Origin of the sequence: Rothia sp. CCM 9416, assembly GCF_048513535.1 — a bacterium.
In the GTDB taxonomy this organism is placed as follows: Bacteria; Actinomycetota; Actinomycetes; order Actinomycetales; family Micrococcaceae; genus Rothia.
The window spans coordinates 97,356-122,388 of sequence record NZ_JBLXXR010000002.1; the positions used below are offsets into that span (position 1 = coordinate 97,356).

Annotated in this window: 26 protein-coding genes; 20 read left to right on the forward strand and 6 right to left on the reverse strand. The window is 56.7% G+C overall.

Translation table 11 applies throughout. The features are described 5' to 3' along the window. Positions 1-139: 139 nt before the first annotated feature. From secY to glmM, 15 genes are all read left to right on the forward strand, one after another. Positions 140-1,450, forward strand: coding sequence for a preprotein translocase subunit SecY (gene secY, locus ACN080_RS01540; RefSeq protein ID WP_419112867.1), 1,311 nt, complete (start codon positions 140-142; stop codon positions 1,448-1,450). Then, on the forward strand, positions 1,447-2,010 hold the full coding sequence (locus ACN080_RS01545; protein ID WP_419099320.1) for an adenylate kinase: 564 nt from the start codon (positions 1,447-1,449) through the stop codon (positions 2,008-2,010). The genes secY and ACN080_RS01545 overlap by 4 nt, the downstream gene beginning before the upstream one ends. A 111-nt stretch (positions 2,011-2,121) precedes the next feature. Continuing rightward, the gene (map, locus tag ACN080_RS01550; RefSeq protein WP_419112868.1) at positions 2,122-2,958 is read left to right on the forward strand and encodes a type I methionyl aminopeptidase; all 837 of its coding nucleotides are present in this window, start codon (positions 2,122-2,124) and stop codon (positions 2,956-2,958) included. Between the two features lie 126 nt (positions 2,959-3,084). Next, on the forward strand, positions 3,085-4,266 hold the full coding sequence (gene rlmN, locus ACN080_RS01555) for a 23S rRNA (adenine(2503)-C(2))-methyltransferase RlmN (RefSeq protein WP_419112869.1): 1,182 nt from the start codon (positions 3,085-3,087) through the stop codon (positions 4,264-4,266). 409 nt (positions 4,267-4,675) lie between these two features. Further along, entirely contained in the window at positions 4,676-4,897 is a 222-nt protein-coding gene (gene infA / locus ACN080_RS01560; protein ID WP_083090737.1) for a translation initiation factor IF-1, read from the forward strand. A gap of 140 nt (positions 4,898-5,037) precedes the next feature. Further along, positions 5,038-5,151, forward strand: a complete 114-nt coding sequence (rpmJ, locus tag ACN080_RS01565) for a 50S ribosomal protein L36 (protein ID WP_004005257.1) — start codon at positions 5,038-5,040, stop codon at positions 5,149-5,151. 156 nt (positions 5,152-5,307) lie between these two features. After that, the gene (gene rpsM / locus ACN080_RS01570) at positions 5,308-5,676 is read left to right on the forward strand and encodes a 30S ribosomal protein S13 (RefSeq protein ID WP_237202258.1); all 369 of its coding nucleotides are present in this window, start codon (positions 5,308-5,310) and stop codon (positions 5,674-5,676) included. A gap of 71 nt (positions 5,677-5,747) precedes the next feature. Next, positions 5,748-6,152 carry a 30S ribosomal protein S11 gene (gene rpsK, locus ACN080_RS01575; protein WP_083090739.1) on the forward strand — a complete coding sequence of 135 codons (405 nt, stop codon included), beginning with the start codon at positions 5,748-5,750 and terminating at the stop codon, positions 6,150-6,152. Positions 6,153-6,298: 146 nt separating this feature from the next. Further along, entirely contained in the window at positions 6,299-7,294 is a 996-nt protein-coding gene (locus ACN080_RS01580; protein ID WP_419099323.1) for a DNA-directed RNA polymerase subunit alpha, read from the forward strand. A gap of 96 nt (positions 7,295-7,390) precedes the next feature. Further along, positions 7,391-8,083: a 50S ribosomal protein L17 gene (rplQ, locus tag ACN080_RS01585; protein WP_419099324.1), complete on the forward strand. Its 693-nt coding sequence runs from the start codon at positions 7,391-7,393 to the stop codon at positions 8,081-8,083. Positions 8,084-8,197: 114 nt separating this feature from the next. Next, the gene (gene truA / locus ACN080_RS01590; protein WP_419099325.1) at positions 8,198-9,157 is read left to right on the forward strand and encodes a tRNA pseudouridine(38-40) synthase TruA; all 960 of its coding nucleotides are present in this window, start codon (positions 8,198-8,200) and stop codon (positions 9,155-9,157) included. A gap of 290 nt (positions 9,158-9,447) precedes the next feature. Continuing rightward, a complete protein-coding gene (rplM, locus tag ACN080_RS01595) occupies positions 9,448-9,891 on the forward strand; it encodes a 50S ribosomal protein L13 (RefSeq protein ID WP_419099326.1) in 444 nt (147 codons plus the stop codon). Between the two features lie 35 nt (positions 9,892-9,926). Further along, on the forward strand, positions 9,927-10,415 hold the full coding sequence (rpsI, locus tag ACN080_RS01600; protein ID WP_419110764.1) for a 30S ribosomal protein S9: 489 nt from the start codon (positions 9,927-9,929) through the stop codon (positions 10,413-10,415). A 198-nt stretch (positions 10,416-10,613) separates the two neighbouring features. Continuing rightward, on the forward strand, positions 10,614-11,717 hold the full coding sequence (gene ppk2 / locus ACN080_RS01605; RefSeq protein ID WP_419099327.1) for a polyphosphate kinase 2: 1,104 nt from the start codon (positions 10,614-10,616) through the stop codon (positions 11,715-11,717). A 25-nt stretch (positions 11,718-11,742) separates the two neighbouring features. Further along, on the forward strand, positions 11,743-13,098 hold the full coding sequence (glmM, locus tag ACN080_RS01610) for a phosphoglucosamine mutase (protein ID WP_419099328.1): 1,356 nt from the start codon (positions 11,743-11,745) through the stop codon (positions 13,096-13,098). A 294-nt stretch (positions 13,099-13,392) separates the two neighbouring features. On the opposite strand, the gene mscL is transcribed toward glmM, so the two are convergent. From mscL to coaA, 3 genes are all read right to left on the reverse strand, one after another. Continuing rightward, the gene (gene mscL / locus ACN080_RS01615) at positions 13,393-13,770 is read right to left on the reverse strand and encodes a large conductance mechanosensitive channel protein MscL (protein ID WP_419110762.1); all 378 of its coding nucleotides are present in this window, start codon (positions 13,768-13,770) and stop codon (positions 13,393-13,395) included. Between the two features lie 141 nt (positions 13,771-13,911). Then, on the reverse strand, positions 13,912-14,751 hold the full coding sequence (locus ACN080_RS01620; protein ID WP_419112870.1) for a M15 family metallopeptidase: 840 nt from the start codon (positions 14,749-14,751) through the stop codon (positions 13,912-13,914). A gap of 1 nt (position 14,752) precedes the next feature. Beyond that, positions 14,753-15,709, reverse strand: coding sequence for a type I pantothenate kinase (gene coaA, locus ACN080_RS01625; RefSeq protein ID WP_419104936.1), 957 nt, complete (start codon positions 15,707-15,709; stop codon positions 14,753-14,755). Positions 15,710-15,849: 140 nt separating this feature from the next. On the opposite strand from coaA, the gene glmS reads away from it, so the two are divergent. From glmS to ACN080_RS01640, 3 genes are all read left to right on the forward strand, one after another. Beyond that, positions 15,850-17,733, forward strand: coding sequence for a glutamine--fructose-6-phosphate transaminase (isomerizing) (glmS, locus tag ACN080_RS01630; protein ID WP_419112871.1), 1,884 nt, complete (start codon positions 15,850-15,852; stop codon positions 17,731-17,733). 126 nt (positions 17,734-17,859) lie between these two features. After that, positions 17,860-18,288 carry a holo-ACP synthase gene (locus ACN080_RS01635; protein ID WP_419112872.1) on the forward strand — a complete coding sequence of 143 codons (429 nt, stop codon included), beginning with the start codon at positions 17,860-17,862 and terminating at the stop codon, positions 18,286-18,288. A 14-nt stretch (positions 18,289-18,302) separates the two neighbouring features. Further along, positions 18,303-19,232 (forward strand): ADP-dependent NAD(P)H-hydrate dehydratase, encoded by a 930-nt coding sequence (locus tag ACN080_RS01640; protein ID WP_419112873.1) that lies wholly within the window; start codon positions 18,303-18,305, stop codon positions 19,230-19,232. A 70-nt stretch (positions 19,233-19,302) separates the two neighbouring features. Here ACN080_RS01640 and ACN080_RS01645 read toward each other — a convergent pair whose 3' ends face one another. The 3 genes from ACN080_RS01645 to ACN080_RS01655 form a co-directional block, all read right to left on the reverse strand. Continuing rightward, complete coding sequence (locus ACN080_RS01645) at positions 19,303-20,775, reverse strand: sugar transferase (RefSeq protein ID WP_419099335.1); 1,473 nt, start codon at positions 20,773-20,775, stop codon at positions 19,303-19,305. A 240-nt stretch (positions 20,776-21,015) separates the two neighbouring features. Beyond that, complete coding sequence (locus ACN080_RS01650; protein ID WP_419112874.1) at positions 21,016-21,792, reverse strand: phosphatase; 777 nt, start codon at positions 21,790-21,792, stop codon at positions 21,016-21,018. A 9-nt stretch (positions 21,793-21,801) separates the two neighbouring features. Next, complete coding sequence (locus tag ACN080_RS01655) at positions 21,802-23,019, reverse strand: glycosyltransferase (RefSeq protein WP_419112875.1); 1,218 nt, start codon at positions 23,017-23,019, stop codon at positions 21,802-21,804. Between the two features lie 137 nt (positions 23,020-23,156). Between ACN080_RS01655 and alr the strand changes: the two genes are divergently transcribed. Together alr and tsaE are read left to right on the forward strand one after the other, a co-directional pair. After that, entirely contained in the window at positions 23,157-24,407 is a 1,251-nt protein-coding gene (gene alr / locus ACN080_RS01660; RefSeq protein ID WP_419112876.1) for an alanine racemase, read from the forward strand. A gap of 26 nt (positions 24,408-24,433) precedes the next feature. Continuing rightward, positions 24,434-25,030 carry a tRNA (adenosine(37)-N6)-threonylcarbamoyltransferase complex ATPase subunit type 1 TsaE gene (gene tsaE, locus ACN080_RS01665; protein ID WP_419112877.1) on the forward strand — a complete coding sequence of 199 codons (597 nt, stop codon included), beginning with the start codon at positions 24,434-24,436 and terminating at the stop codon, positions 25,028-25,030. Positions 25,031-25,033 lie beyond the last annotated feature (3 nt).

The window sequence follows — 25,033 nt, forward strand, 5'->3', positions numbered from 1 at the left end:
GTATAGGGCTGGCCACACAGCGTGACCGCGAAATAATTAAGATTAAGCGCTAAACTGTAGAAGATTGTGTAAAAGCTCCGTCTTCTGGCTTCGGCCAGGAAAGAAGGGCTACCAAAACTTTTGTCTCACAGGAGGACATGTGCTGACCGCTTTCGGACGGGCCTTTAAGACGCCTGACCTGCGTAACAAGCTGCTGTTCACCCTGGGAATTATCGTGATTTACCGGTTGGGCGTCTTTATCCCCGCCCCCGGTGTTTCCTACGGAAACGTCCAGCAGTGCCTCAATACCATCACCGCAAGCGGTGGTATCTACGACATGATTAACCTCTTTAGCGGTGGCGCGCTGCTTCAGCTCTCGATTTTTGCCCTGGGTGTTATGCCATACATTACCGCCAGTATTATTGTGCAGCTGCTGCGCGTGGTGATTCCCCGGTTCCAGCAACTCCATGAGGAAGGCGCGCAGGGGCAGACTAAACTCACCCAGTACACTCGCTATCTGACTATCTTGCTGGCTCTGCTGAACGCCACAACCATCGTTTCACTGGCTCGTTCGGGCATGCTGCTGCAAGGGTGCACCCTGCCGGTAATTCCCGAGGACGGTTTTCTCAACATTCTTCTGATTATCACCACCCTGACAGCCGGTACCGGCGTCGTCATGTGGCTGGGCGAACAGATCACCGAGAAGGGCGTGGGCAACGGTATGTCCCTGCTGATCTTTACATCTATTGCTGCTGCATTCCCCGGTGCATTTGGAGCTATTTTACAGGCGCAAGGTTGGGGCATCTTCTCAGCTGTCATTGCAGTTGGCCTGGTCCTGATCGTTGCTGTGGTCTTTGTAGAACAGTCCCAGCGTCGTATCCCGGTTCAGTATGCTAAGCGTATGATTGGTCGCCGCACTATCGGGGGAACAACCACCTATATTCCTCTTAAAGTCAATATGGCCGGTGTTATCCCCATCATCTTTGCATCATCCATGCTGATGGTTCCCGGTTTGCTCGCTCAGTTCAATACTCCTTCCGATGGCTCTGCACCACCGGAATGGGTCAACTGGGTCAAGGCCAACCTAACCATGGGGGACAAACCGCTTTACATGGTTCTCTACTTCCTGATGATCCTTGGCTTCGCCTATTTCTATGTCTCAATCACCTTTGACACCGAGGAAGTAGCAGACAATATGAAGAAGTACGGCGGCTTCATTCCCGGTATCCGTGCAGGGCGACCAACCCAGGAGTACCTGAGCTACGTCCTGAACCGCATCACTCTACCGGGCGCTATCTATGTAGCACTCTTGGCCCTGATTCCACTGATTGCATTTGTGCTCTTTGGTGCCAACCAAAATTTCCCGCTCGGCGGTGCCTCACTGCTGATCGTTATCGGCGTTGGTCTTGATACTATCAAGCAGATCGACGCCCAGCTCCAACAACGCAACTACGAAGGACTGCTCCGATGAACCGCTTGCTCATCATCGGCCCTCCCGGTGCCGGCAAAGGCACTCAGGCCGTCAAAATAGCTGAAAAACTGAACATTCCCGCTATCTCTACCGGCGACATCTTCCGCAAGAATATTAAGGAAGCTACCGACCTGGGCCAAGAAGCAAAGAGCTACATTGACTCAGGCAACCTGGTTCCAGACTCGGTAACCAACCGTATGGTACGCGCTCGTCTGGCTGAAGACGATACCGCCCAGGGCTTCCTGCTGGACGGCTACCCCCGAAATACCGCTCAGGTTGCTGAACTCGACTCAATTCTTGCTGACATGGGCCAGAAAATTGACCGTGTTCTGCTCCTGGTTGCAGATAACGACGAACTGGTTCAGCGTCTGCTGGGCCGGGCCGCTAAAGAAGGTCGCTCAGATGATAACGAAGAGGTCATCCGCCACCGCCTGAAGGTCTACCAAGAAGAAACCGCTCCGCTGCTTGAAATCTACACCGAGCGTCAGCTGGTTTCAGAAGTCAACGGTTTGGGCGAGATCGATGAGGTTACCGCCCGCATCATGGATGCTCTTAAGTAGAGCCTACCGACCCACCTGTGCCCCCGGTCATTGCGGGGGCACAGCACTTTAACGCACACTGGTGTAGCCTTGGCATTTACCACAAGCCCCATACAGCCCTGAAAGAGACACATGCGCCGCATAGAGTACAAAACCGACCGTCAACTAGCTGAGATGGCCCGAGCCGGTGTTATCACCTCCCGCGCCTTAGATGCTGCCGTTGCCGCAGCCCTACCCGGTGTGACCACCGCAGAGCTTGACCGGGTCTTCCGGAAGGTACTCGCCGAACACGGGGCCGGGTCTAACTTCCTGGGCTACTACGACTACCCGGCAACTATCTGTACCTCCGTCAACGACCAAGTGGTCCACGGGATCCCCGGTGACCGGGTCTTAGCTGAAGGTGACATTATCTCCATTGACGGCGGCGCAACCGTTCAGGACGACCGCGGAACCACCTGGCACGGCGACTCCGCCCGAACCGTCCTGGTCGGGAAAACCGTATCCGATGCCCGCCGCGAGCTCTCCGAGATCACCCGCGCGGCTCTCTGGCAGGGCATTGCCGCTGCCGCAAGAGCCAAAAAAGTCGGTGAAATTGGTTTCGCCATTGAAAACTTTGTCCGCCAAGAAACCGGCGACAAGTACGGGATCATTGAAGACTTTGTAGGCCACGGAATTGGCACTTCCATGCACATGGCCCCAGACGTACTCAATTACGCCGCTCGTGACCTGGGCCCCCGCCTCAAAAAAGGAATGGCCCTAGCGATTGAGCCCATGCTGGTCACCGGCGGCATTGAAACCGTCACCCTCGAAGATGACTGGACCATCAAAACTCTTGATGGGGGAGATGCCTGCCAATGGGAGCACTCCGTGGCGATCCACTCAGACGGTATTTGGGTCCTTACCGCCGAAGACGGCGGAGCCTCCGAACTCTCCAAGCTCGGTCTGACGGTAAAGCCCATTCCTGCCTAAGAATTCATCGCGAAGGCGCGGCACCCTCAGAACCTTTGGATTACCCGCCGCTCCGAGCATCAGAAACGAACCATTTCACCGGGGAAAGGCCGCTAGCCCACACCCCTCACCGAAAGCATAGACTTTATGACTGAAACGATTAGCGTCCCCCTGGAAATCTCTAGCGCCAGACCAGAGCCGGGGCAAATCATCCTCAAGGCCCCTCGCCGCGGCAAGCCCCCGCGCCACATCGCTGACTTCGACATGGCAGGCCGCCGCGCCTTTCTGGAAGAACTGGGCTACAAGCCCTTCCGCGCCGCCCAACTCTCCAAGCACTACTTTGAACGCCTGGTTACTGACCCCGAGCAGATGACCGACCTACCCGCCGCCGAACGCAATACAATGGTCGCAGAAGCCATGCCCCAGCTTCTGACCACCGTGCGTACTCTCGAAGCAGATGGCGGTGATACCCTCAAAGTAGTTCACCGCCTCTTTGACGGAGCACTGGTCGAGTCTGTGATCATGCGCTACGAAAACCGCGTTACCATGTGTATCTCATCGCAGGCAGGCTGCGGTATGAACTGCCCCTTCTGCGCCACCGGCCAGCAGGGTCTCACCCGCAACCTTTCCACCGCCGAAATCGTGGAGCAGGTTGTAGCCGGTGCCCGTTACCTGAAAGAAATGAAGGGCCTTGAAGAGGCCGAAGGCGGATCCGAAAACACCCGCCCCCTGCGCGTCTCCAACATCGTCTTCATGGGCATGGGTGAAGCCCTCGCCAACTATAAGGCAACCATGGGGGCCGTCCACCGCCTCATCGATCCGGCCCCCGAAGGCCTAGGAATCTCAGCACGGGGCATCACCATGTCTACCGTTGGACTAGTCCCCGGTATCCGCAAATTTGAACTCGAAAAACTCCCCATCACTCTGGCGCTGTCTCTGCACGCCCCAGATGATGAACTTCGTGACGAACTGATCCCCATCAACCAGCGCTGGAAAGTCGACGAAACCCTCGACGCGGCCTACGACTACTACCGGACCACCGGCCGCCGTATCTCCATCGAGTACGCACTCATTCGCGACATCAACGACCAGGGCTGGCGCGCGGACCTCCTCGGTAAGAAACTGGCCCAGCGCGGCCGGGGCTGGGTCCACGTCAACCCCATCCCCCTCAACCCCACCCCCGGCTCCAAATGGACAGCATCACGCAAGGGCGTTGAACAGAACTTTGTTGAGCGCCTCCGCGCCCATGGCATTCCCACCACCGTGCGCGACACACGCGGTAGCGATATCGACGGAGCATGCGGCCAGCTAGCCGCCAAAGAGGACTAAGAGTATATAAGTTCCTCTTTTTGCTTGTGCGCCCCGTCTGCCCCCAAACGCCAGCCCAAGCCAGCAGACGGGGCAGACCACCAGCAGAATAAATCCCAGCCAGCATAGGAGTATGCCCAAGCTAATAAATTGAAGGCATACGGGGGACTGCTCCTCCATCATCTTGTGTCCGCTTCAAGCAAGAACCGCAACAGCAACAAAGCCCCAGCGAGTTAATGTGAACCTCATTATGTTTTGAGGAAACCGTTAACTTTCTGGGGCATTTGCCGTATATTAGATTGTTGGTTGTCTGTGCCAAGCGTTTGCGCGCATGCGGAGCCAAGCTCACCCCTTGAGAACAAGCCCCGAACGCAGAAAAAATACTACCAACTGCCCACACAAAAATGGGCACGAACGTAAAGCGGAGGATATGGCCAAGAAAGACGGCGTCATCGAGATCGAAGGTACCGTGGTCGAAGCACTGCCCAACGCATCATTCCGCGTTGAGCTGGACAACGGACACAAAGTACTGGCACACATCTCAGGCAAGATGCGTCAGCACTACATTCGAATCCTGCCTGAGGACCGAGTAGTAGTGGAGCTGAGCCCCTACGACCTCTCACGCGGTCGTATCGTCTACCGCTACAAGTAAACACAAAGGCAAACGTCGCACTATGCGGCGTTTACGCCGTGTAAAAGGGGTAAACAGTTCTACCACCGGGCAACCGGACACAGAACCTCTTACCCCGCCCGTCCAAAGCATTAGCTGAAACATCAACGCAAAGGAATGCGATGAAGGTCAAGCCGAGCGTTAAGCCGATCTGCGACAAGTGCAAAGTGATCCGCCGTCACGGTGTGGTCATGGTGATCTGCGAAAACCCGCGCCACAAGCAGCGCCAGGGCTAACACCCAGGACAGCTGAGAAAAGTCCACCCTCACCGGTGGCAGACAGAAAATGGCACCGCTCCTGAGCGATCAGGATACCCTCGGGCACAGAGGCCGGGGACCGGAACAACCGGGCAGTGATGTCACAGACCTCTGCGAAAACAAGGAGAACGCCCCATGGCACGTCTCGCTGGAGTCGATATTCCCCGCGAAAAGCGCGTGGAAATTGCTCTTACTTACATCTACGGCGTGGGCAAGACCCGTGCAAAAGAAGCGCTAGCTGCAACCGGTGTTGACCCCAACACCCGCGTCAAGGACCTTGACGACTCACAGCTCGTAGCACTTCGTGACTTCATCGAAGGCAACTACAAGGTTGAAGGTGACCTTCGCCGCGAGGTTGCTGCTGATATCCGCCGCAAGGTAGAAATCGGTAGCTACCAGGGTCTGCGTCACCGCCGTGGCCTTCCCGTACACGGCCAGCGCACCAAGACCAACGCTCGTACCCGCAAGGGCCCCAAGCGTACCGTCGCCGGTAAGAAGAAGTAAACAGTGTTGTCTCAGTCTTACACATCGCGTAAGGCCAACACTTCCACCAAAACTTTGTAGGAGAATCAAAAATGCCTCCCAAGACTCGCGCAGCGGCCAAACGAACCGGCCGCCGCAAGGTTTCCAAGAACATTGTTGCCGGTCAGGCACACATCAAGTCAACCTTTAACAACACCATCGTATCGATCACCGATCCTTCAGGTGCGGTTATCTCCTGGTCATCCGCAGGTGAAATGGGCTTCAAGGGTTCACGTAAGTCAACCCCCTACGCAGCTCAGATGGCCGCTGAGACCGCTGCAAAGCGCGCTCAGGAGCACGGTGTCCGCAAGGTAGACGTTTTCGTTAAGGGCCCCGGCCCCGGTCGCGAAACCGCTATCCGCTCACTCCAGGCTACCGGCCTCGAGGTTGGCTCCATCCAGGACGTCACCCCCGTTGCCCACAACGGTTGCCGTCCCCCGAAGCGCCGCCACGTCTAAACCTCGCTGTCTAGACGCGTCCCGAACATCGGGCGATTGGCCACCTCACGGTAGCCGATCAATGAACAGACTGCTTCGTCTGCTTCCTCACTCGTTTTTCCCAACCTGTGAGCTCATATAGCGGATGCTCACCGAAAGGAAACATAGTGCTCATTGCACAGCGCCCCATCCTACGTGAAGAACATGTATCGGAAAACCGTTCACGCTTCACCATCGAGCCCCTCGAACCCGGCTTCGGCTACACCCTGGGTAACTCCCTCCGTCGCACCCTTCTCTCATCAATCCCCGGTGCCGCTGTAACCAGCATCCGCATCGACGGTGTGCTGCACGAATTCAGCACCGTAGAAGGTGTGACCGAGGACGTCACCGAGATCATCTTGAACATCAAGAAGCTCTCCATCTCATCTGAGAACGACGAACCCGTTATCGCTTACCTGCGCAAGCAGGGCGAAGGTGAGCTCACCGCAGCCGACATTGAGGTGCCCGCAGGCGTCGAGATCCACAACCCGGATCTGCACATCGCAACCCTCAACAACCGCGCAAACTTCAACGCAGAACTGACCATCGAACGCGGCCGTGGCTACGTCTCGGCAGCCCAGAACAAGTCAGGTGATGCAGAGATCGGCCGTATCCCGGTTGACTCCATCTACTCACCCGTCCTGAAGGTCACCTTCCGCGTTAGCGCAACCCGTGTTGAGCAGCGCACCGACTTCGACTCCCTTACCCTGGACGTCGAAACCAAGGAAGCAATTGCTCCCCGCGACGCAGTCGCATCAGCAGGTAACACCCTCGTTGAGCTCTTCGGCCTTGCCCGTGAACTCAACACTGCCGCTGAAGGTATCGAAGTTGGCCCGTCACCCGCTGACGAGTCAATGGCCGCAGACCTGGCTCTGCCCATCGAAGACCTGGACATGACCGTCCGCTCCTACAACTGCCTCAAGCGCGAGGGCATCCACACCGTGGGTGAGCTCGTGACCCGCAGCGAAGCTGACCTCATGGACATCCGTAACTTCGGTGCCAAGTCCATCGACGAAGTCAAGGCAAAGCTCACCGAGCTCGGCCTGTCCCTCAAGGACTCACCCGCCGGTATGGATCTCTCAGCCCGCCTGCAGGACGACGACAGCTACGGCAGCGACTACTAAGACACCGGCAGTCAACGCACCCGCGTTACACCAGTCAAACATCTTTGGTTCCACTAGCCTGACGGCTTGAGGAACGGCTTACCAGGAGAAATTAATATGCCTACTCCCACTAAGGGTCCCCGCCTCGGCGGATCACCGACCCACGAGCGCATCATGCTGAACAACCTGTCTCAGCAGCTCTTCGAGCACAAGCGCATCACCACCACCGTTACCAAGGCCAAGCGCATGCGTCCGGTCGCTGAGCGCCTGATTACCTTCGCTAAGAAGGGTGATCTCGCCGCTCGCCGTCGCGTCCTGCGCTCCATCGGTAACAAGTCAGTTGTCCACGAACTGTTCACCGTCATTGCACCCGCAATGGCAGAACGCCCCGGTGGCTACACCCGCATCACCAAGATCGGTAACCGCAAGGGCGATAACGCTCCTATGGCCGTTATCGAACTGGTCATGGAGCCCGTAGCAACCGCAGCAGCTGTTTCTGAAGCAACCAAGGTTGCAGATAGTGCAGCAGCTCAGGAAGAGACCCCTGCTCCCGCAGCAGCTGCCGCTCCCGTAGCAGAAGAAGCTCAGGCTTCTGACCTGCCCGCAGGCGCACACGCTCCTCTGGAATCCGGTGAAGCTCCCGAGGGCTTCGAGATCAAGGGCAACGCTGACTCCATGAAGTACCACGTACCCGGCTCACGCTGGTATGCAAACACCCAGGCTGAGATTTGGTTCGACACCAAGGAATCAGCTGAAGCAGCAGGTTACGCACCTGCTGGTGGTGCTGCAGCACAGACCATCTCCGAATAATTTTCGGTGTCTGCGGTGGCCTTCCCTCAGGGGGAGGCCACCGCTGTTTTAAGCTATGGTTCTGTTTGCCGCTACAGTGGAAGAAATACATGCAGGACGCTGGGAAGGAGAGACATGACTGAACACCCTCTGGGCGCTGTGCTATCTGCGGATGAGGAAGAGACCGCTGACTCCACGGTGCGCGTGCGGATAGATTTTTCCTATGACGGTGGCCCCTTTGCAGGTTGGGCTAAACAGCCCGGGTTGATTACTGTACAGGGTGTCCTGGAAGAAGCGCTTGCCCTCATTTTTCGGGTGCCCATATACACTACTGTGGCTGGTAGAACCGACGCCGGTGTCCACGCCCTGCACCAGGTAGTGCACTTCGACGTCTCGCGTTCTGCCTGGGAAAGAATGCCGGGTAAGAATCTAAATCTTGACCCCGGTAAGGCACTAGGCCGTAAACTGCGGGGGGCCTTGAGCCGGGCGCTGGCCGATGCAGAGGCTGAGCTCGGGCTACCCACCCGCTTGCAGGGCTATCTCCAGAAAGCAATCACTGTGACAGAGTGCCGTGAGGTGCCTGCCGACTTCGATGCCCGCTTTTCTGCCCTAGAGCGGTCCTACCGTTACCTGATTGAAGATCACCAGGAGGAACGGGGTAGTAATCCGCTCAACAGGCACCTTGCCTGGCAGGTTAATGCTGGGCTTGACCTGCAGCTAATGAACAGGGCAGCAGAAGAACTGCTGGGCCTTAAGGACTTCCTTTCTTTCTGCAAGCCCAGGGCCGGTTCCACAACAATTCGCGAGCTTCGGGAACTGAGCTTTGAACGCAGAGAAGACGGCCTCATCGAGGCAACTATCAGGGCAGATGCTTTTTGTCACAATATGGTCAGAACCCTGATAGCTTCTTTGGTCATGGTAGGGGAGGGTGCCCGCGATATGGCCTGGTTGCAGAGCCGCATCAGCACGCCGGTACGTGATTCTCAGGTTCGTCTGGCCGCCCCACGAGGCTTAGCTCTGGCACGGATTAGCTACCCAGAAGCCTCCGGATACGCCAGGCAGGCCAATAGGGCAAGGAATCTAAGAACTCTTTAAATAACATTCGTGTGATTTAAAGGTGAGGTCAGTCAAACAAGCCTATTTAAGGGAGCTTAGCTCTGGCTTAAAGCTAGAAGATTGGGTATAGTTTCATACGTTGTGCGTATACCGCCCTAATTTCGTACCCTGTTCTTCGGTCTAGTTGCAGGACAATAACGGGGAATAAGTGGTCTTAGGAGCTTGGTAGGCAGTTGTGTTTGGCCCTCACCCGAACCCTGCCCCACGCACTCACAGTAATCTAGCGCGATACCCAACTAGCGCTACCCGAAACGAGAAAAGGCGAAATTTTGCGCACTTACACTCCGAAGTCAGGCGATAACAACCGCCAGTGGCACATCATTGATGCCTCTGACGTTGTTCTCGGCCGTCTCGCAAGCCAGACCGCAATCCTGCTGCGCGGCAAGCACAAGCCCACCTTCGCACCTCACGTTGACATGGGTGACTCTGTCATCATCATCAACGCAGAAAAGGTTGCACTGACCGGTGCAAAGCTTGAGCAGAAGCGTGCCTACCGCCACTCGGGCTACCCCGGTGGTCTCAAGTCCGTCAACTACGCTGAACTGCTGGAAACCAACCCTGTTCGCGCCGTAGAGAAGGCCGTCAAGGGCATGCTCCCCAAGAACAAGCTGGCTGCACAGCAGCTCAAGAACCTCAAGGTTTACGCTGGTTCTGAGCACCCCCACGCAGCTCAGCAGCCCAAGACCTACGAATTCAACCAGGTTGCCCAGTAATTCGGGCCTACGAAAGAACTATTAAAGGAGACATCGTGGCTCAGAACGAAGAGTACACCACCGAAGAAGAGCTCACTAGCTACACTTCCGAATCCTCAGCTCCTGTAGCTGAGAAGGCTGCCCGCCCCGCACTGACCGTTGGCGGTCAGGCTGTTGGTCGCCGTAAGGAAGCTGTTGCTCGCGTTCGCCTGGTACCCGGTACCGGCAAGTGGACCGTTAACGGTCGCGAGCTTGACAACTACTTCCCCAACAAACTGCACCAGCAGGAAGTAAACGATCCTTTCAAGCTTCTTGAGCTTGAAGGCGCTTACGACGTCTTCGCCCGTATCTCAGGTGGCGGACCCTCCGGCCAGGCCGGCGCACTGCGTCTTGGCGTTGCTCGTGCACTGAACGAGATTGATACCGAGAACAACCGCCCCGCCCTCAAGAAGGCAGGCTTCCTGACCCGCGACGCTCGTGTTATCGAGCGTAAGAAGGCTGGTCTTAAGAAGGCACGTAAGGCTTCACAGTTCTCCAAGCGTTAAGCTTTACTGGAATCCTTTCAGCCTCAGCTGTTTGAGAAGTGCCCTCTCCCTTTTTGGGAGGGGGCACTTTTGTATTTCCTGGTCAGCCTAATAAGAGAGCTTTGCTCCCGGTTAGGGTCAAAAGTTCTGTAACAGTGGGTTTACTCCCAGAGGCGTTCTAAGATAGTGGTGGAAACTACACCGAGAGAAAGGATGCCCATGGCATCTGCTAATGACGCGCGTGCAACCGGTCAGAACCCCACACCAGGCAAAAAAGCCGCAGCGGAAGAGGACACACAGACTACACCCCCGGTTACTGAGGGCAAAGAGGCCCACGCCGGCAGACCTGAGGACACTAAGAAACAAGCTGTCAAGGCCGCCCTGGCTAAAACAACTCGTCGGGTCTCTGTCGTTGAAGACTACAGTGCAGAGCTCGATGAGATTGCATCATTGACCAAGAAACTCAAGGGGGGAGAGGAGAGCCTCTCTGATGCCTGGAAGGTAGGCTACCCCTACGATAAGAAACTAGGACGTAAAGAGTACGAAAAAGAGAAGCGTGCCTTGCAGATTGAGCTTCTCAAACTGCAGCTATGGATTAAAGAAACCGGCCAGAAGGTACTCATTATCTTCGAGGGCCGCGATGCCGCAGGCAAGGGTGGCGCCATCAAACGCTTTATGGAGCATCTTAATCCCCGAGGCGCTCGTGTTGTGGCCCTGGAGAAGCCCACCGATATTGAGCAGACCCAGTGGTACTTTCAGCGTTATATCCAGCACCTTCCTTCAGGCGGCGAGATCGTGCTCATGGACCGTTCTTGGTACAACCGTGCCGGTGTTGAGCGCGTCATGGGCTACTGCACCTCCCAGCAGTACTACGAGTTCATGCGTGAGGTTCCTGAGCTAGAACGTATGCTGGTGAACTCCGGAGTTAGGCTCATCAAGTTCTGGTTCTCTGTCACCCGTGCAGAGCAGCTGGCCCGTTTCAATTCACGACGTACCGACCCTGTGCGCCAGTGGAAGCTTTCACCTACCGACCTAGCATCGCTGGATAAGTGGGACGACTACACCGCAGCCAAGGAAGCCATGTTCTTCTACACTGACACCGGTGATGCTCCCTGGACCGTGGTCAAATCAAACGACAAAAAGCGTGCTCGCCTAGAAGCTATGCGCCATGTGCTCAGCCAGTTTGAGTACCCCAATAAGGACCACGCCCTGGTAGGGGCCACAGACTCCTTGATTGTTGGTAAGGGCTCGGACGTTCTGGAGGATGACGACGATAGCATCGAAAATCCAGAGGGTTTCCCCGTCCTGCGTGAAGAAAAGTAGCTCTGAGAGCGTAGAATAGTCTGTAATGACTAGATTATTCGGAACCGACGGTGTTCGCGGCCTCGCTAACGATCTCATCACTCCTGCGCTTGCTATGGAGCTAGCGCAGGCCGCGTCCATCGTCCTAGGGTTCAATACGGTTGAAGAAGGTACTCGCCCCAAGGCTGTCATCGCTCATGACTCCCGTATTTCCGGTGAGTTTATTGGTGCAGCTATGACCGCTGGTTTCGCGGCTTCTGGCGTTGATGTCCTTGACGCGGGTATGGTACCCACGCCTGCAGCTGCCTACCTGGTAGCAAGCACCGGCGCAGACTTTGGTGTCATGATTTCCGCGTCGCACAACGCCGCAGAAGACAACGGCATTAAGTTTTTGGCCCGGGGCGGTAAGAAACTGGATGATGAGATTGAGAACGCCATTGAGGCTCTCTACCGTTCCAAAGACTTCCGTTACCCCACTCACGGTGATGTTGGGCGAGTTCGTCTGTTAACAGACGGCGAAGACCGCTACGTGACACACCTGATGTCGACCATGCCAGAACACCGCCGTCTCAACGGCCTCAAAGTGGTTTTGGACTGCGCCAATGGCGCTTCCTCAGGTGTTTCCCCAGACGCTTTCCACGCCCTGGGCGCCAAAGTCTTCCTTATTGGCGCCGAGCCCGATGGCAACAACATCAATGACGGTGTGGGTTCTACTCACCCCGAGCTCCTGCAAGAAGCCGTTGTTAAGCACAGCGCTGACCTGGGCATTGCCCATGACGGTGATGCTGACCGCTGTATGGCGGTAGACGAGCAGGGCAACCTGGTAGATGGTGATCAGATTATGGCCATTCTTGCTCTTTCCATGAAAGAAGCAGGAAGGCTCAAAGACGATACCCTGGTCGCAACCGTCATGAGTTCTTTGGGCTTGGAGCATTTCCTCAGGGATCATGACATCAAGCTTGTGCGTACCAAGGTGGGGGATCGCTATGTTCTTGAAGCCATGAACAAGCACGGCTACAACCTGGGGGGTGAACAGTCAGGTCACGTGATTATGAGCGATCATGCCACGACCGGCGATGGTGTTCTCACCGGTTTGCATCTTGCCGCTGAGGTTGCCCGAACAGGTCTGCCTCTCTCCGAGTTGGCTAACCGTATGCAAGCAACCCCCCAGAAACTCATCAACGTCAAGGGTGTTGACCGTTCCGGCGTTGCTACCTGCCAGCCCCTCCAGGAAGCTATTGCACAGGCAGAAGCTGAACTTGGTGATAGTGGCCGTGTACTGCTTCGGGCCTCGGGCACAGAGCCTCTGGTGCGCGTCATGGTTGAGGCCCAGACTCAGGAAGTCGCCGATGCCACTGCTCAGGCTCTTGCCGATGTGGTCTCTCGTGAGTTAGCTCTGTAGAGCGCGTTCGGGTCTAAAGACTTACAGCGGGTCTCCCCACTAGGGGAGGCCCGCCTTCTCTTTGCAGGAATTCTGTGGCTTCTCTGCAGGGGGGGGGAGCTAGCTCCTGTTAGGCGCAAGGGGGGTAGGGAATCATTGGCCTTGTGCCAGAGCTAGCTTTGTCTCTCTTTGCGGAGGGACTTAAGCCTTTCTATCGACTGGGACCGATAGCTGATGAAGGTGGGAGAGAAAAAGTAGGGCCCCGGTAGCTTGTGCTACCGGGGCCCTGGTGATTTATAGGAGTTTTATATGAGATTACTTGGCGCTCAGGGCGTCACGGATCTCCTTGAGAAGAGCAACCTGGGGATCCTCTTCTTCAGCTTCTTCTTCGAGGCCGAGCTTGGCAGCGCGACGTTCGTTGAGCTTGTTGATGGGTGTTACGATGCAGAAGTAAACAGCTGCTGCGACGAGCAGGAAGTTAACAACTGCGGTCAGGAAAACGCCGACCTTGATGTCCCCGAAAGCCAGGAACTGGTCAAAGCTCTGAGTGCCGACAAGAGCGGCGATAGCCGGCATAAGAACCGACTCAACCAGGGCAGTGATAACGGCGGTGAAGGCGGTGCCAATAATCAGACCAACTGCCAGGTCGATGACGTTACCGCGGGTGATGAAATCTTTAAATCCACTAAGCATAAGTCCAACACTAGCGCCTTAAAGGGCAAGTGAACACACAAAAAGCCACCATTTCGGATATAGTCCTAGTGCACTTACTCACACTAGGGCTAAAACCTACCGTGAGAGGTAGGTGTGGAAAACCCGAGTGGTGGCTGAAAGCTAGTAGGAGGGTGCTGCCGGTAGTCCGTAGAACTCTTCGAGAGTTTTCGCCCCTGATTCTTTGTAGGATTTGGCTTGCTCTTTTCCGATGTAGCGCAGGTGCCAAGACTCGTACCAGTAGCCGGTGGTTTCGTGTTCCATCCAGGGGTAGCGAACAATAAAGCCGTACTCGTGGGCGTGCTCAGCTGCCCAGAGAGCCGTGGCGGTGTCCCTGAAGCAGGGCTGAAGATCGCAGTCACTGCCACTACCAATATCAAGGGCAAGACCGGTTTGGTGTTCCGAGTAACCTGGGCGGGCGGAGGCAACATCGGCCCCTTCCCGGCCGTACTGGGCGACCCAGCCTGCGTAGGTTGCCTGCTGGGTCTCATAAGAGCGGTAGCCACTGAGTGCAGTCATCGGTGCACCGGCTGCTGCCGCATCAGCGAACATTTTTTGGGCCGCCTGGCTGGCTTGGGCCCGCAGATAGACACCACCGATGGGTTGCAGATCGGCTGGGGCGTAAGTTAAGGGGTTGAGAGGGTTCTGCTTGTTGACCACCACATTCAGTGAAGAAGCTCTTGAAGTGTCCGCAAAGTAGGTGGGCCCAGGCTGAGCTGGCTCTGACCCCTGGGGGGTAGCTTTAGCCGGGCTGGTGCTGGCCTGCTCTGAAGCCGGGCTGACTGAAGTACCGGCTGATGCTTCAGCAGATGTTGCTGACGCTACAGAAGTGGCTTGGGCAGAGACCTCCTCTCCTTGAGTAGGCGAAAACTTTACAGTGTCCTCTCCTGTAGAAGAGCAAGCTGTTAAGGCCATGGTGATGATTCCCGCGATAGCAAGCGGGGTGTGTCTTAGCTCTTGCACGTCAGTTCTTTCTCAGGAGTACGCGACGAATTTTATGGTCATGTGATTTTTTGAGAATAAGTTGTGCCCGGCCCCGCGTTGGTCGGACATTCTCTCGAAGATTGGGCTCATTGATAGAACGCCAAATACTTAAAGCAAGCTCACGCGCGGCCTCCTCAGAAAGGTTGGCGTACCGCTTGAAGTAGGATTCCGGGTTGGTAAAGGCAGAACGCTGGAGTTTAAGGAACCTTTGTACGTACCAGGACTCGATATCGCTGGTCCGGGCATCCACATAGATGGAGAAGTCAAAGAAATCAGCCAGGCTCAGAGCCGAGCTTTCATGGGCCCCCAGCTTGGCAGGAGCTAGCACATTCAGGCCCTCAACGATGAGTACATCGGGGCTGGTAACCTCAATATGCTCCCCGGGAATAATGTCGTAGTACAGGTGCGAATATTTAGGCGCTGTCACTGAGGGGGAGCCTGATTTGACGTCCGAGACGAAGCGCAGGAGAGCCCGCCGGTCATAGGATTCGGGAAATCCCTTTCTGCCCATCAGCCCGCGCCGCTCTAACTCAGCGTTGGGGTAGAGGAAACCATCGGTGGTCACAAGCTGGACGTTGGGGGTTGAGGGCCACCTGCGGAGGAGCTCCTGCAGTACACGGGCGGTAGTTGACTTACCAACAGCTACAGAGCCAGCCACACCAATAATAAAAGGAACCTTTTGACCCCGAATACCCAGAAAATCATTGGTCATATGGTTAGTGCTGGCTGCTGCATTGACGTAGAGGTTGAGCAACCTGGAGATAGGGAGATAAACCTGGCTGACCTCGTCCAGGTCAATTGTTTCCCCAAGCCCCTGAAGCTGTTCTAACTCGTCTTCACTCAGGGGAACCTCAATTTCGCTCGCTAACCGAGACCAGGTTTCCCGGTCCAGCTCAATAAAGGGAGAGTGCCTGAGGTAGAGAGGTGGGTTGCTCATTCTCTATAGTCTACGGCCACAGCCTCTACCTGACTGAATATGACAGTGCGGTAACCTCGGCGTTTATAAGGTCAAACTGTGTCGTACTGATCAGTCAGTAAATCATCAGAGGCGCGTGATAGGCAATGTAGTATGAGAGTATGTGTGGAATCGTAGGATATGTAAGTCTGGGCACTGCCGCAGACGGTAAGAAATTTGACCATAGCGCGTACGACGTAGTTCTTGAAGGCTTGCGTCGCCAGGAATACCGTGGCTATGACTCGGCCGGTGTAGCACTCATCGGCGAAGACGGAATTGAATTCCGTAAAAAGTCAGGCAAACTGGTTAACCTGGAGGCTGAGGTAGCGGCAAGCCCCCTTCCCTCAACCACGATCGGTATCGGCCATACCCGTTGGGCAACCCACGGCGGCCCCACCGACACCAACGCGCATCCCCATGTTGTTGACAATGGGCGGCTAGCAGTCGTTCACAACGGTATTATCGAAAACTTCGCTGAGCTTCGCGCTGAGCTGCTGGCAGAAGGCGTGGAATTCAAGTCGCAGACTGACACCGAAATCGCCGCTAACCTCATCGCCAGCATTTACAACAAACTGGAAAACAAAGACCTGACAAAGGCCGTGCGCCGGGCATCCAACCGCCTGGAAGGTGCCTTCACCATTCTGGCTATCCACGTTGATTTTCCGGATCGCGTTGTGGCAACCCGCCGCAACTCACCCCTGGTTATTGGCCTGGGTGATAACGAAAACTTCCTGGGCTCAGACGTTTCAGGTTTCATCGACTACACCAAGCGTGCAGTCGAAATGGGGCAGGACCAGATCGTTACCATCACCGGTGGCGAATACTCCATCATCGACTTTGAGGGCTTCCCCGCTGAGGGTAAAGAATTTGCCATTGAATGGGACACCGCCGCTGTTGAAAAGGGCGGCTTCTCTTCCTTCATGGAGAAGGAAATCCACGAGCAGCCTGCAGCTGTCCGCGACACCCTGCTTGGCCGTCTGGACGAAAAGGGCAACCTCACCCTCGATGAACTCAAGATTGACGATGTAACCCTGCGAAGCATCAACAAAATTATCGTGGTCGCATGTGGAACCGCCGCTTACGCAGGCCAGGTCGCCCGTTACGCCATCGAGCACTGGTGTCGTATCCCCACCGAGGTAGAACTCGCTCACGAGTTCCGCTACCGTGACCCGATTGTTGACGAGAAGACCCTGGTTGTGGCTCTGTCACAGTCCGGCGAAACCATGGACACTCTCATGGCCGTCCGCCACGCCCAGGAACAGGGCGCTAAGGTTGTCTCCATCTGCAACACCAATGGCTCGACCCTGCCCCGCGAATCAGACGCCGCTCTGTACACCCACGCAGGCCCCGAAATCGCTGTTGCATCTACCAAAGCCTTCCTGTCACAGATCGCTGCAGCCTACCTGCTGGGCCTCTACCTGGCTCAGCTACGTGGCAACATGTTCAAGGACGAAATCCGCTCAATCCTTGAAGAACTGCAGAAGATGCCCGAAAAGATTCAGGCTGTCATCGACGCAGAAGACCAGGTCAAGGACCTTGGCAAGTCCATGAAGGACGCCAAGTCGGTTCTCTTCCTGGGCCGCCACGTGGGCTTCCCCGTAGCACTCGAAGGTGCACTCAAGCTCAAGGAAATCGCCTACCTACACGCCGAAGGCTTCGCCGCTGGTGAGCTCAAGCACGGCCCCATCGCCCTGGTTGAAGAAGGCCAGCCGATCTTCGTGATTGTTCCCTCACCTAGCGGCCGCGATTCACTGCACTCCAAGGTTGTTTCTAACATCCAGGAAGTGCGCGCTCGCGGCGCGGTGACCATCGTTATCGCAGAAGAGGGCGACACCGCTGTTGAGGAGCACGCTGATCACATCATCCGCATCCCCTCCGCACCCAGCCTGCTTCAGCCCCTGCTCTCTACCGTTCCGCTGCAGATCTTTGCATGCTCGGTAGCCCACGCAAAGGGCTACGACGTTGACCAGCCTCGTAACCTGGCCAAGTCGGTGACCGTTGAGTAAAGGCTCTCGCTAGGTTGTTTATACGCCCCCCGTATCCTCGCAAGGATACGGGGGCTTCTATTTCCCCACTCAAACCACGACTAGAATGGGGCAAGGATTATAAACACCTACCTGGAAGGTACAGGCATGATTATGGGAACCGGCGTCGATGTAGTGAACATTGACCGTTTTGCTGAGCTCCTCAAGCGAACACCGGGCCTGAAAGAGCGCCTCTTTGTGCCTTCAGAACGCGGCAAACCAGTCCGTTCCCTAGCTGCCCGCTTTGCGGCAAAAGAAGCTACAGCCAAAGCTCTCGGAGCGCCTGCCGGACTGGTCTGGCACCACTGCTGGGTTGAGAACGACACCAACGGTGCGCCCTATCTCACCATCCAAGGAACCGTGGCCCAAAGAGCACATGAGCTGGGAATTAACCGTCTGCACCTGACCATCAGCCACGATGAACCCGTAGCGACCGCTACTGTCATGGCAGAACGGCTCAGCTCAGAAGAAATGGCCTATCTAGCTGAACACGACCCCTCGGCCCGCGGAATCCTACCACCCAGCACATCACAGTAGTAAGAAAGTAAGCTATGACTCATGAACCTCAGCCGCTGACTCTTGAGCAATGCGCACAGGTGCTTACCGCCCCTACAGGCACCTCACACAAGTACACCAGAGGTGTGCTGGGGCTACTCACCGGAAGCGATAGCTACCCCGGTGCGGCGCTCATGTCGGCCCGTGCCGCAGTTAATACCGGTGCAGGTATGGTCAGATTCCTGGGAACTTCCTCCCTCAACCTCCTGATGCACCTGTCCGTTCCAGAAGCCGTTTGCACAGTAACCAGCACCCCGGAGAAGACCCGGGTCGATGCCTGGGCGCTGGGCAGCGGTATCAGCGGTCAAGACCGCGAAAACCAGCTACGGCAGATCCTGCAGGCCAGAGAACCCGGGGTTATTGATGCCGGTGCGGTAGCACTCGCAAGCCAACTGGTTGCAGTTGACGGTCTAGAACTGGCCGCCCACCACATCATCACCCCGCATGCAGGTGAAGCCGCCGATGCCTTGACCTGGCTAGCTACCCTTAAACCCCAGCTGCTCCCGGAGCTTACTGAAGTACCTAGCCGCCATGAGATTGAGAACGAACCAGCCCGCTACGCCAGAATTCTTGCTGGCGCTCTCGGCGTCACAGTACTGCTCAAAGGCGGTTCAACAACCATCAGTGAACCATCGGGGCAGACCTACACCGTCACGGGCAACAGCCCCTGGCTGGCAACTGCCGGTAGCGGAGACACCCTCGCCGGCATTCTGGGCGCGATCCTAGCCCGCTACCAGGCAGAGACACCCGCTGAGACCCGGAAATCAAAAGACTACGCACTGCTGGCCGCCGCCGCTGTCCTGATCCACGGAAAAGCCGCCGAACATGTACACCCAGCCGGTATGCCAGGCCCGCTACCGCCTACCCTGGTGGCTGAACACATACCCGGTGCAGTGGCCCAAACCCTAGCCTCACATCCCGCATAAAACAGAAAAAAGATGCGCCCCGTAGCAGAAATGCACGGGGCGCCTTGGTTCAGACCAGAGAACAGGGCTTCTAGTATGCGCCCTCCTTGGCAAAAACAGCTCGGACGGTGCGGAATAGAATCACGAAGTCACCAATAACAGACCAGTTCTCAACGTAGTAGAGATCAAGCCGAATGGACTCTTCCCAGGAGAGGTTAGAACGGCCAGAAACCTGCCACAGACCCGTGATACCTGGCTTAACCAGTAGCCGACGGTAGGCGTCCTCCTCATACTGCTCAACCTCAGCGGGTAGCGGTGGGCGAGGACCGACCAGCGACATATCGCCGATGAGCACGTTCCAGAGCTGGGGGAGCTCATCGATAGAGTACTTGCGAATGAACTTACCGATCTTGGTGATGCGGGGGTCATCGGCCATCTTAAAGAGCACACCGTTTCCCTCGTTCTTATCGATGAGTTGATCTTTGAGCTCTTCAGCATTGGGAACCATAGAACGGAACTTAATCATGTGAAAGCTGGTTCCCTTGATGCCCACGCGCTCCTGCAGGAAGAAAATCGGTCCGCCGTCGGACTTCACGAGCAGGGCAATGGAGACAAGCAGAGGGGCTAAGACAATCAAGCCGAAAGCCGAAGCGAAAACGTCAATACTCCTTTTAACAATTGCCTTTGCCCCGTCGATCCTGGGAGTGTGGACGTGGATGAGCGGAACCCCGTTCAGCGGCTGGGTATGGATACGGGGGCCTGCTATATCGGTCAGGGCCGGAGCCATAATGAGCGCGACATGAGCAGCCGCTAGAGCCCAGCCCAGTCGCCTAAGCTCGGTAGGGTTCAGGCCGTGCCCGGTTGATACTGCTACGGCATGGATATTATTGTCACGCACCACCTGTAAGACCTCTGCAGGGTCGGGTGAATAGCCAAGAACAGGTAGGTTCTCGTCATCTAAACGGGTCCCTGGGCTCAGGCGTGGAAGGTAGGCCGCAACAGGACTTAAGCCTGAGGTTCTTGCGCCTTCTAAGGTCTTGAGGAGGTGATTGCCAGAGGCGACATCCCCAATAATCATGACTCGGGACAAAGCCCTACCCCGGTTGCGCCAATGAACCAGCCAGCGGCGGACGCTCCACCGGGCACAGAGAAGAAGTAAGAGGCCAATAGGATAGGCCAAGATAACGTAGGTGCGGGCAAAATCTATTTTGGTCAGGTAAGAAAAAATCGCAATGAGTGCAAAGAAATAGCTGGTAGCCTTTGTCACTAAGCGATATTCGTCGTTGCCCTGGCCCAGGTAACGGATGTTGCGGCTATTGGCCACAGACAGGGCAAGAAACCAGATAATCCCAAACACTACGCCGGTTGCAATATAGCCCCAGGGCAGTTCCTTACGCCCCATAACCCCGGAATTAGCAAAACCAAAACTTGCGACATGTGCTATGGCAAAGGTGATTGAAATAGCCACAATATCTGCTAGATAAAGGGCGATTCGAATTTTTGGATGCCAGGTACGGCGGTTTCTGGTTTCTTCCCACCGTGCCTCGATGCGCTGATCATTCACTATTGCGATATCCCCTAAAGTGTTGGCTGTACCCGGTGCGAGCGGTGGTACAAGCCTGTGCGACTGGATTCTTAATACTATCAGGATGAACTAATAAGGGGATCGCTCAAAGAGGCAGAACCCTCACAGCTTCTCGGTGAGAAGCAGATGATCTCCCCCACAGGTTCTCGGATTTTCCTTTTTATAGTCTAAGACAGCCCGGAAGAAATTTTTAGGGAGTTTCAGCACATGGCAGGCAATTTATCGGTCCAGACCGGCAGTGCTCAAGATGAAGTCAATGACCGGTTCATAAAGATGCGGAAGGACATTGTCATCCATAGGTACAGCTACCAGGATCTGCCCTTGCTCGGCAGAGACAAACAGGCCAGGATCGTTGCAGTCGGCGATACCAATAGTGGGTAGACCTGCCGATGCCGCATAGCCAGCCATACCGTGATCGGCTACAACGAGCTGGGGGAGGGTCCCCAGCTTTTCCAACTGGGTCAAAGCCAACTGCATGGGGCCGGGAAAATGGGTGTGCTGTAGATTGCCGTACTGCTGGAACATAACCACATCAAAGATTTGGCGGATATCCCCGTCAAGGAAAGAATCGCCTTCATCAATACCCAGGACTGTTGCACCGTGAGCGCGTGCCGCCTGAGCCATAGCAACATAGATGGGGAAAAGGCCAGCGGGGTGACCTGTCGCAAAAAGAATAGACTGCTTCTCTTTAACGGCCTGCCCAAAGATACGGGCATAGACGGTGAGCGCGTCAATGCAGAGCTCTGCGCTGATGGTGTCCTGGCCCTCAGTATGGGCGGGGTCTGGGCTGGTGCCTACCCGGCGGGCCATCAGCGCAAAGACGTCCTGGTAGGTCCAATCGCGCGTCCAGCTGACTCCGAAGTCCAGGTGCTCGTTGCCATCCACAAAACCCTGGAAATGGGACAGGTTGTTTTCGCGCGGAGTTGCGACCTGCCCGGTAATGCGAGCCTGGTTCAGGTAGGCGGAAAACTCTGAGCGACTCATGTTAAATGCCACGGTGAATCCTTAGGGTTGTGCTAGTGAAAGCTGACGGTAGATGCGGTCAAGGGCGCGGGCTGTCTGCTCCCAGGTCATGCGGCCCGCCCGCGCTGCGCCCGCTGCCCCTAAGCCCAGGCGGAAATCGGGGTTCCGCACCAATGATTCTATCGCCTGCGCCCAGGCGTGAGGGGTTCGCTCGGTAACCAGGATACCTGTAAGACCATCGGCGACAGCCTCTACTAGTCCGTCTACTTTGCTGGCGATTACCGCAGTTCCGCAAGCCTGAGCTTCAAGGGCCACCAGACCAAAGGTCTCAGAGGACGAAGGGCAGGCAACGATATCGGCCCTGCGGAAGACATCAGCCAGCTCAACCGCTGACACCGAAGAGCCAAGCGTGACAGCCTGGCCCAGACCCAGCTGGTGCGCTCGCTCCAGTAAGTCCTGCTCGTAGGTGCCTCCCGACCTGCCCATAATATCGAGACTGACCTGCAAATCCTCAGGGAGAAGGGCAAGAGCTTCCACCAAGAGATGAGGGCCTTTGAGGGGCTGGGGGCGGCCAGCAAAGACCAGATGAGCGGTGGTGTCGCTCCCGGTGTTCAAGGCTGATACCCGAGTAGACGGGTAGAAAATAGAAGTATCGACACCGGGGTTAATCACGCAGAGCCTGTCATCGGTTGCACCATAGTAGCGGCGCATCTGGTCAGCCTCAAACTTGGTATTGACCACCAGCGTCGCGGCTTCTTCTACTAGTTGCTTCTCGCCCTCCCACCGCTCGGCAGGTTCGGGAGACTCGCCCTCACCCAGCCGGGCATTTTTAGCCGCGGCGGTGGTGTGCATGGTCTGAACCAGGGGTATATGAGGGTAAGCCTCACGCGCGGCCAGCCCAGAAAGCCAATAGTGGCCGTGAAGAACACTGGGCTCACGGGTAGCTTTTTCACCTACTGCACGAGCAAAATCGGGGATAAAAGCCGGAAGATCAGCCTTGGCAAGACCAACCGCACGGGGAAGAACCAGACTGTGAACCTGCGCCCGCTCACCTAGAGTATCTGTGCCAGAGGGGCCACCATCGGTACGAAGTGTAAAGACCTCCACCGTGAGCGCGGGGTCCAGAGCTAAGAGCGCTCGCAGAGAACGGTCAATATAAACATTCATACCACCGGCATCCCCCCTGCCAGGCTGGGCTAGGGGGGAGGTATGCATGGAAAAGACATGCAGATGCAGAGAATCTGAGGGTTGCTGTGCCACCCTACCTACTGTACCTGAGCACTCACCCGCACCGATGGCCCAGCCCTCAGATCTGCCACCCACCGGACGCTGGCGGCCCGCGTGGTCTATGGTAGGAATATAAACCCTCACACCTTGGCTCAGAGCAGGAGCAAAGCATGACCCTTGAAAGCGCCTACCGCCAGTACGGCTATGTACCCACCGACGCGCCCGGTGATGCTGAACGCCTAGCCATCATTGACCTGGATGCGGTGGAACACAACGTGCGCCGTATCAAAGAAATCATCGGGGACCGCGACCTCATTGCCGTGATTAAGGCTGATGCCTACGGGCACGGTGCAGTGGATGTTTCCCGCTCAGCCTTGGCCGCCGGTGCCGACTACCTGGGGGTGGTTCACCTTAAAGAAGCCCACGCCCTGAGGCAGGCGGGAATTGATGCGCCGCTCATTGCCTGGCTCCACACCCCCCGAACGAACTTTGAACAGGCTCTGGCCGACGGAATCCAGCTCGGAGTCTCTAGCCGCTGGGAGCTGGAAAAAATTGCCCTGGCCCACCGCGCCAGAGGCCAAGAACAGCCCGTGCCTGTTCACCTTAAAGTGGATACGGGGCTGGGGCGTAACGGCGTCACCCTGCAGGAGCTACCTGCGCTGGCAGGCTATGCCAGGGAGCTTGAAAAAGCCGGGCTTATTAGCGTCTACGGACTCTTTTCGCACCTAGCGGTTGCCGACGAGCCTCAGCGCCCTGAAACCGCCGACCAGTCGGAAGCCTTTGACCGGGCCCTTGCGATTGTGCAGGCCGCGGGGCTTGAACCCCGGCTCCGTCACCTGGCTAATACCCCAGCAACGCTTACCGCCCCTGAGAAGGAAAACCCCGGCAGCCTGCTTCGAGATGCTGTACGCGTTGGGCTGGGCCTTTACGGCCTCTCGCCTCTGGACGGTCACAGCCCCGAAGATCTGGGCCTCAAACCGGTCATGCACTTACAAACCTTCATTAACGCGGTCAAAGAAGTGCCCGCCGGTCAGGGCGTCTCCTACGGGCTGAACTACATCACCGATCAACCCACCACCCTGGCCCTCATACCGGTGGGTTACGCAGACGGTGTGCCTCGGGTCGCCACCGGCGGTCCGGTACGTATCTACCCTGCCGGTCAGGCCGCCCGCACCTACCGGGAAGTCGGACGAATTGCCATGGACCAGATGGTAGTAGATTTGGGCGCTCCCGGCCTCGCAGACCCCGCCGCAGGCTACCTGGGCGCTCCCGCCGTCCTTTTTGGTACCGGGCAGAATCCTGCTGTCACTGAGTGGGCCCAGGCTGCCGGAACCATCAACTACGAAATTGTCACCCGCATCTCCCCTCGTATCCAGCGGGTGAGCATTGGCGGTTCATGGCGGACCGCGCCCCAGAAATAAGACCCCGCAAGCCTACGAAAGTAACCATGAGTAAGCCCCTCCTGCTTGACCTTGAAATCACCGGTCCCGAACATACCCGTGCGCTGGCTCTAGCTCTAGCCCCCTACCTCCACGCCGGCGATGTGCTCATTCTGACCGGCGAGCTAGGCGCAGGTAAAACCACCTTTACCCGCTCGCTCGGTGAGGGCCTAGGAGTACGCCAAGGCGTCATCTCACCCACCTTTGTGCTCTCACGCGTCCACCCCAACCTGCCCAATGGACCCCGCCCCGGCGGGCCCGACCTGGTGCATGTGGATGCCTACCGACTGGCCTCAGCCGAAGAACTCGATGACCTGGACCTGGAATACTCCCTAGATACCTCCGTGACCGTTATTGAGTGGGGCAGAGATAAGGCAGAGCACCTGAGCGAGAACCTGCTGGACCTAGAGTTTTCACGGGTCACCGGGGCAGACCTGGCAGAGACCGACCCCTACCAGCTCTACGCCCCCGGCCAAGAAACGGAGCGCGAGGATGAGGACGGGCACCCCGAACCGCGCCGCCTTCGTCTGCTGGGGACCGGGCCCCGCTGGGAGGCCACCTGGAAGCAGCTCACAGACACCCTCACCTCAGTGGGGCTAGACTAGGGG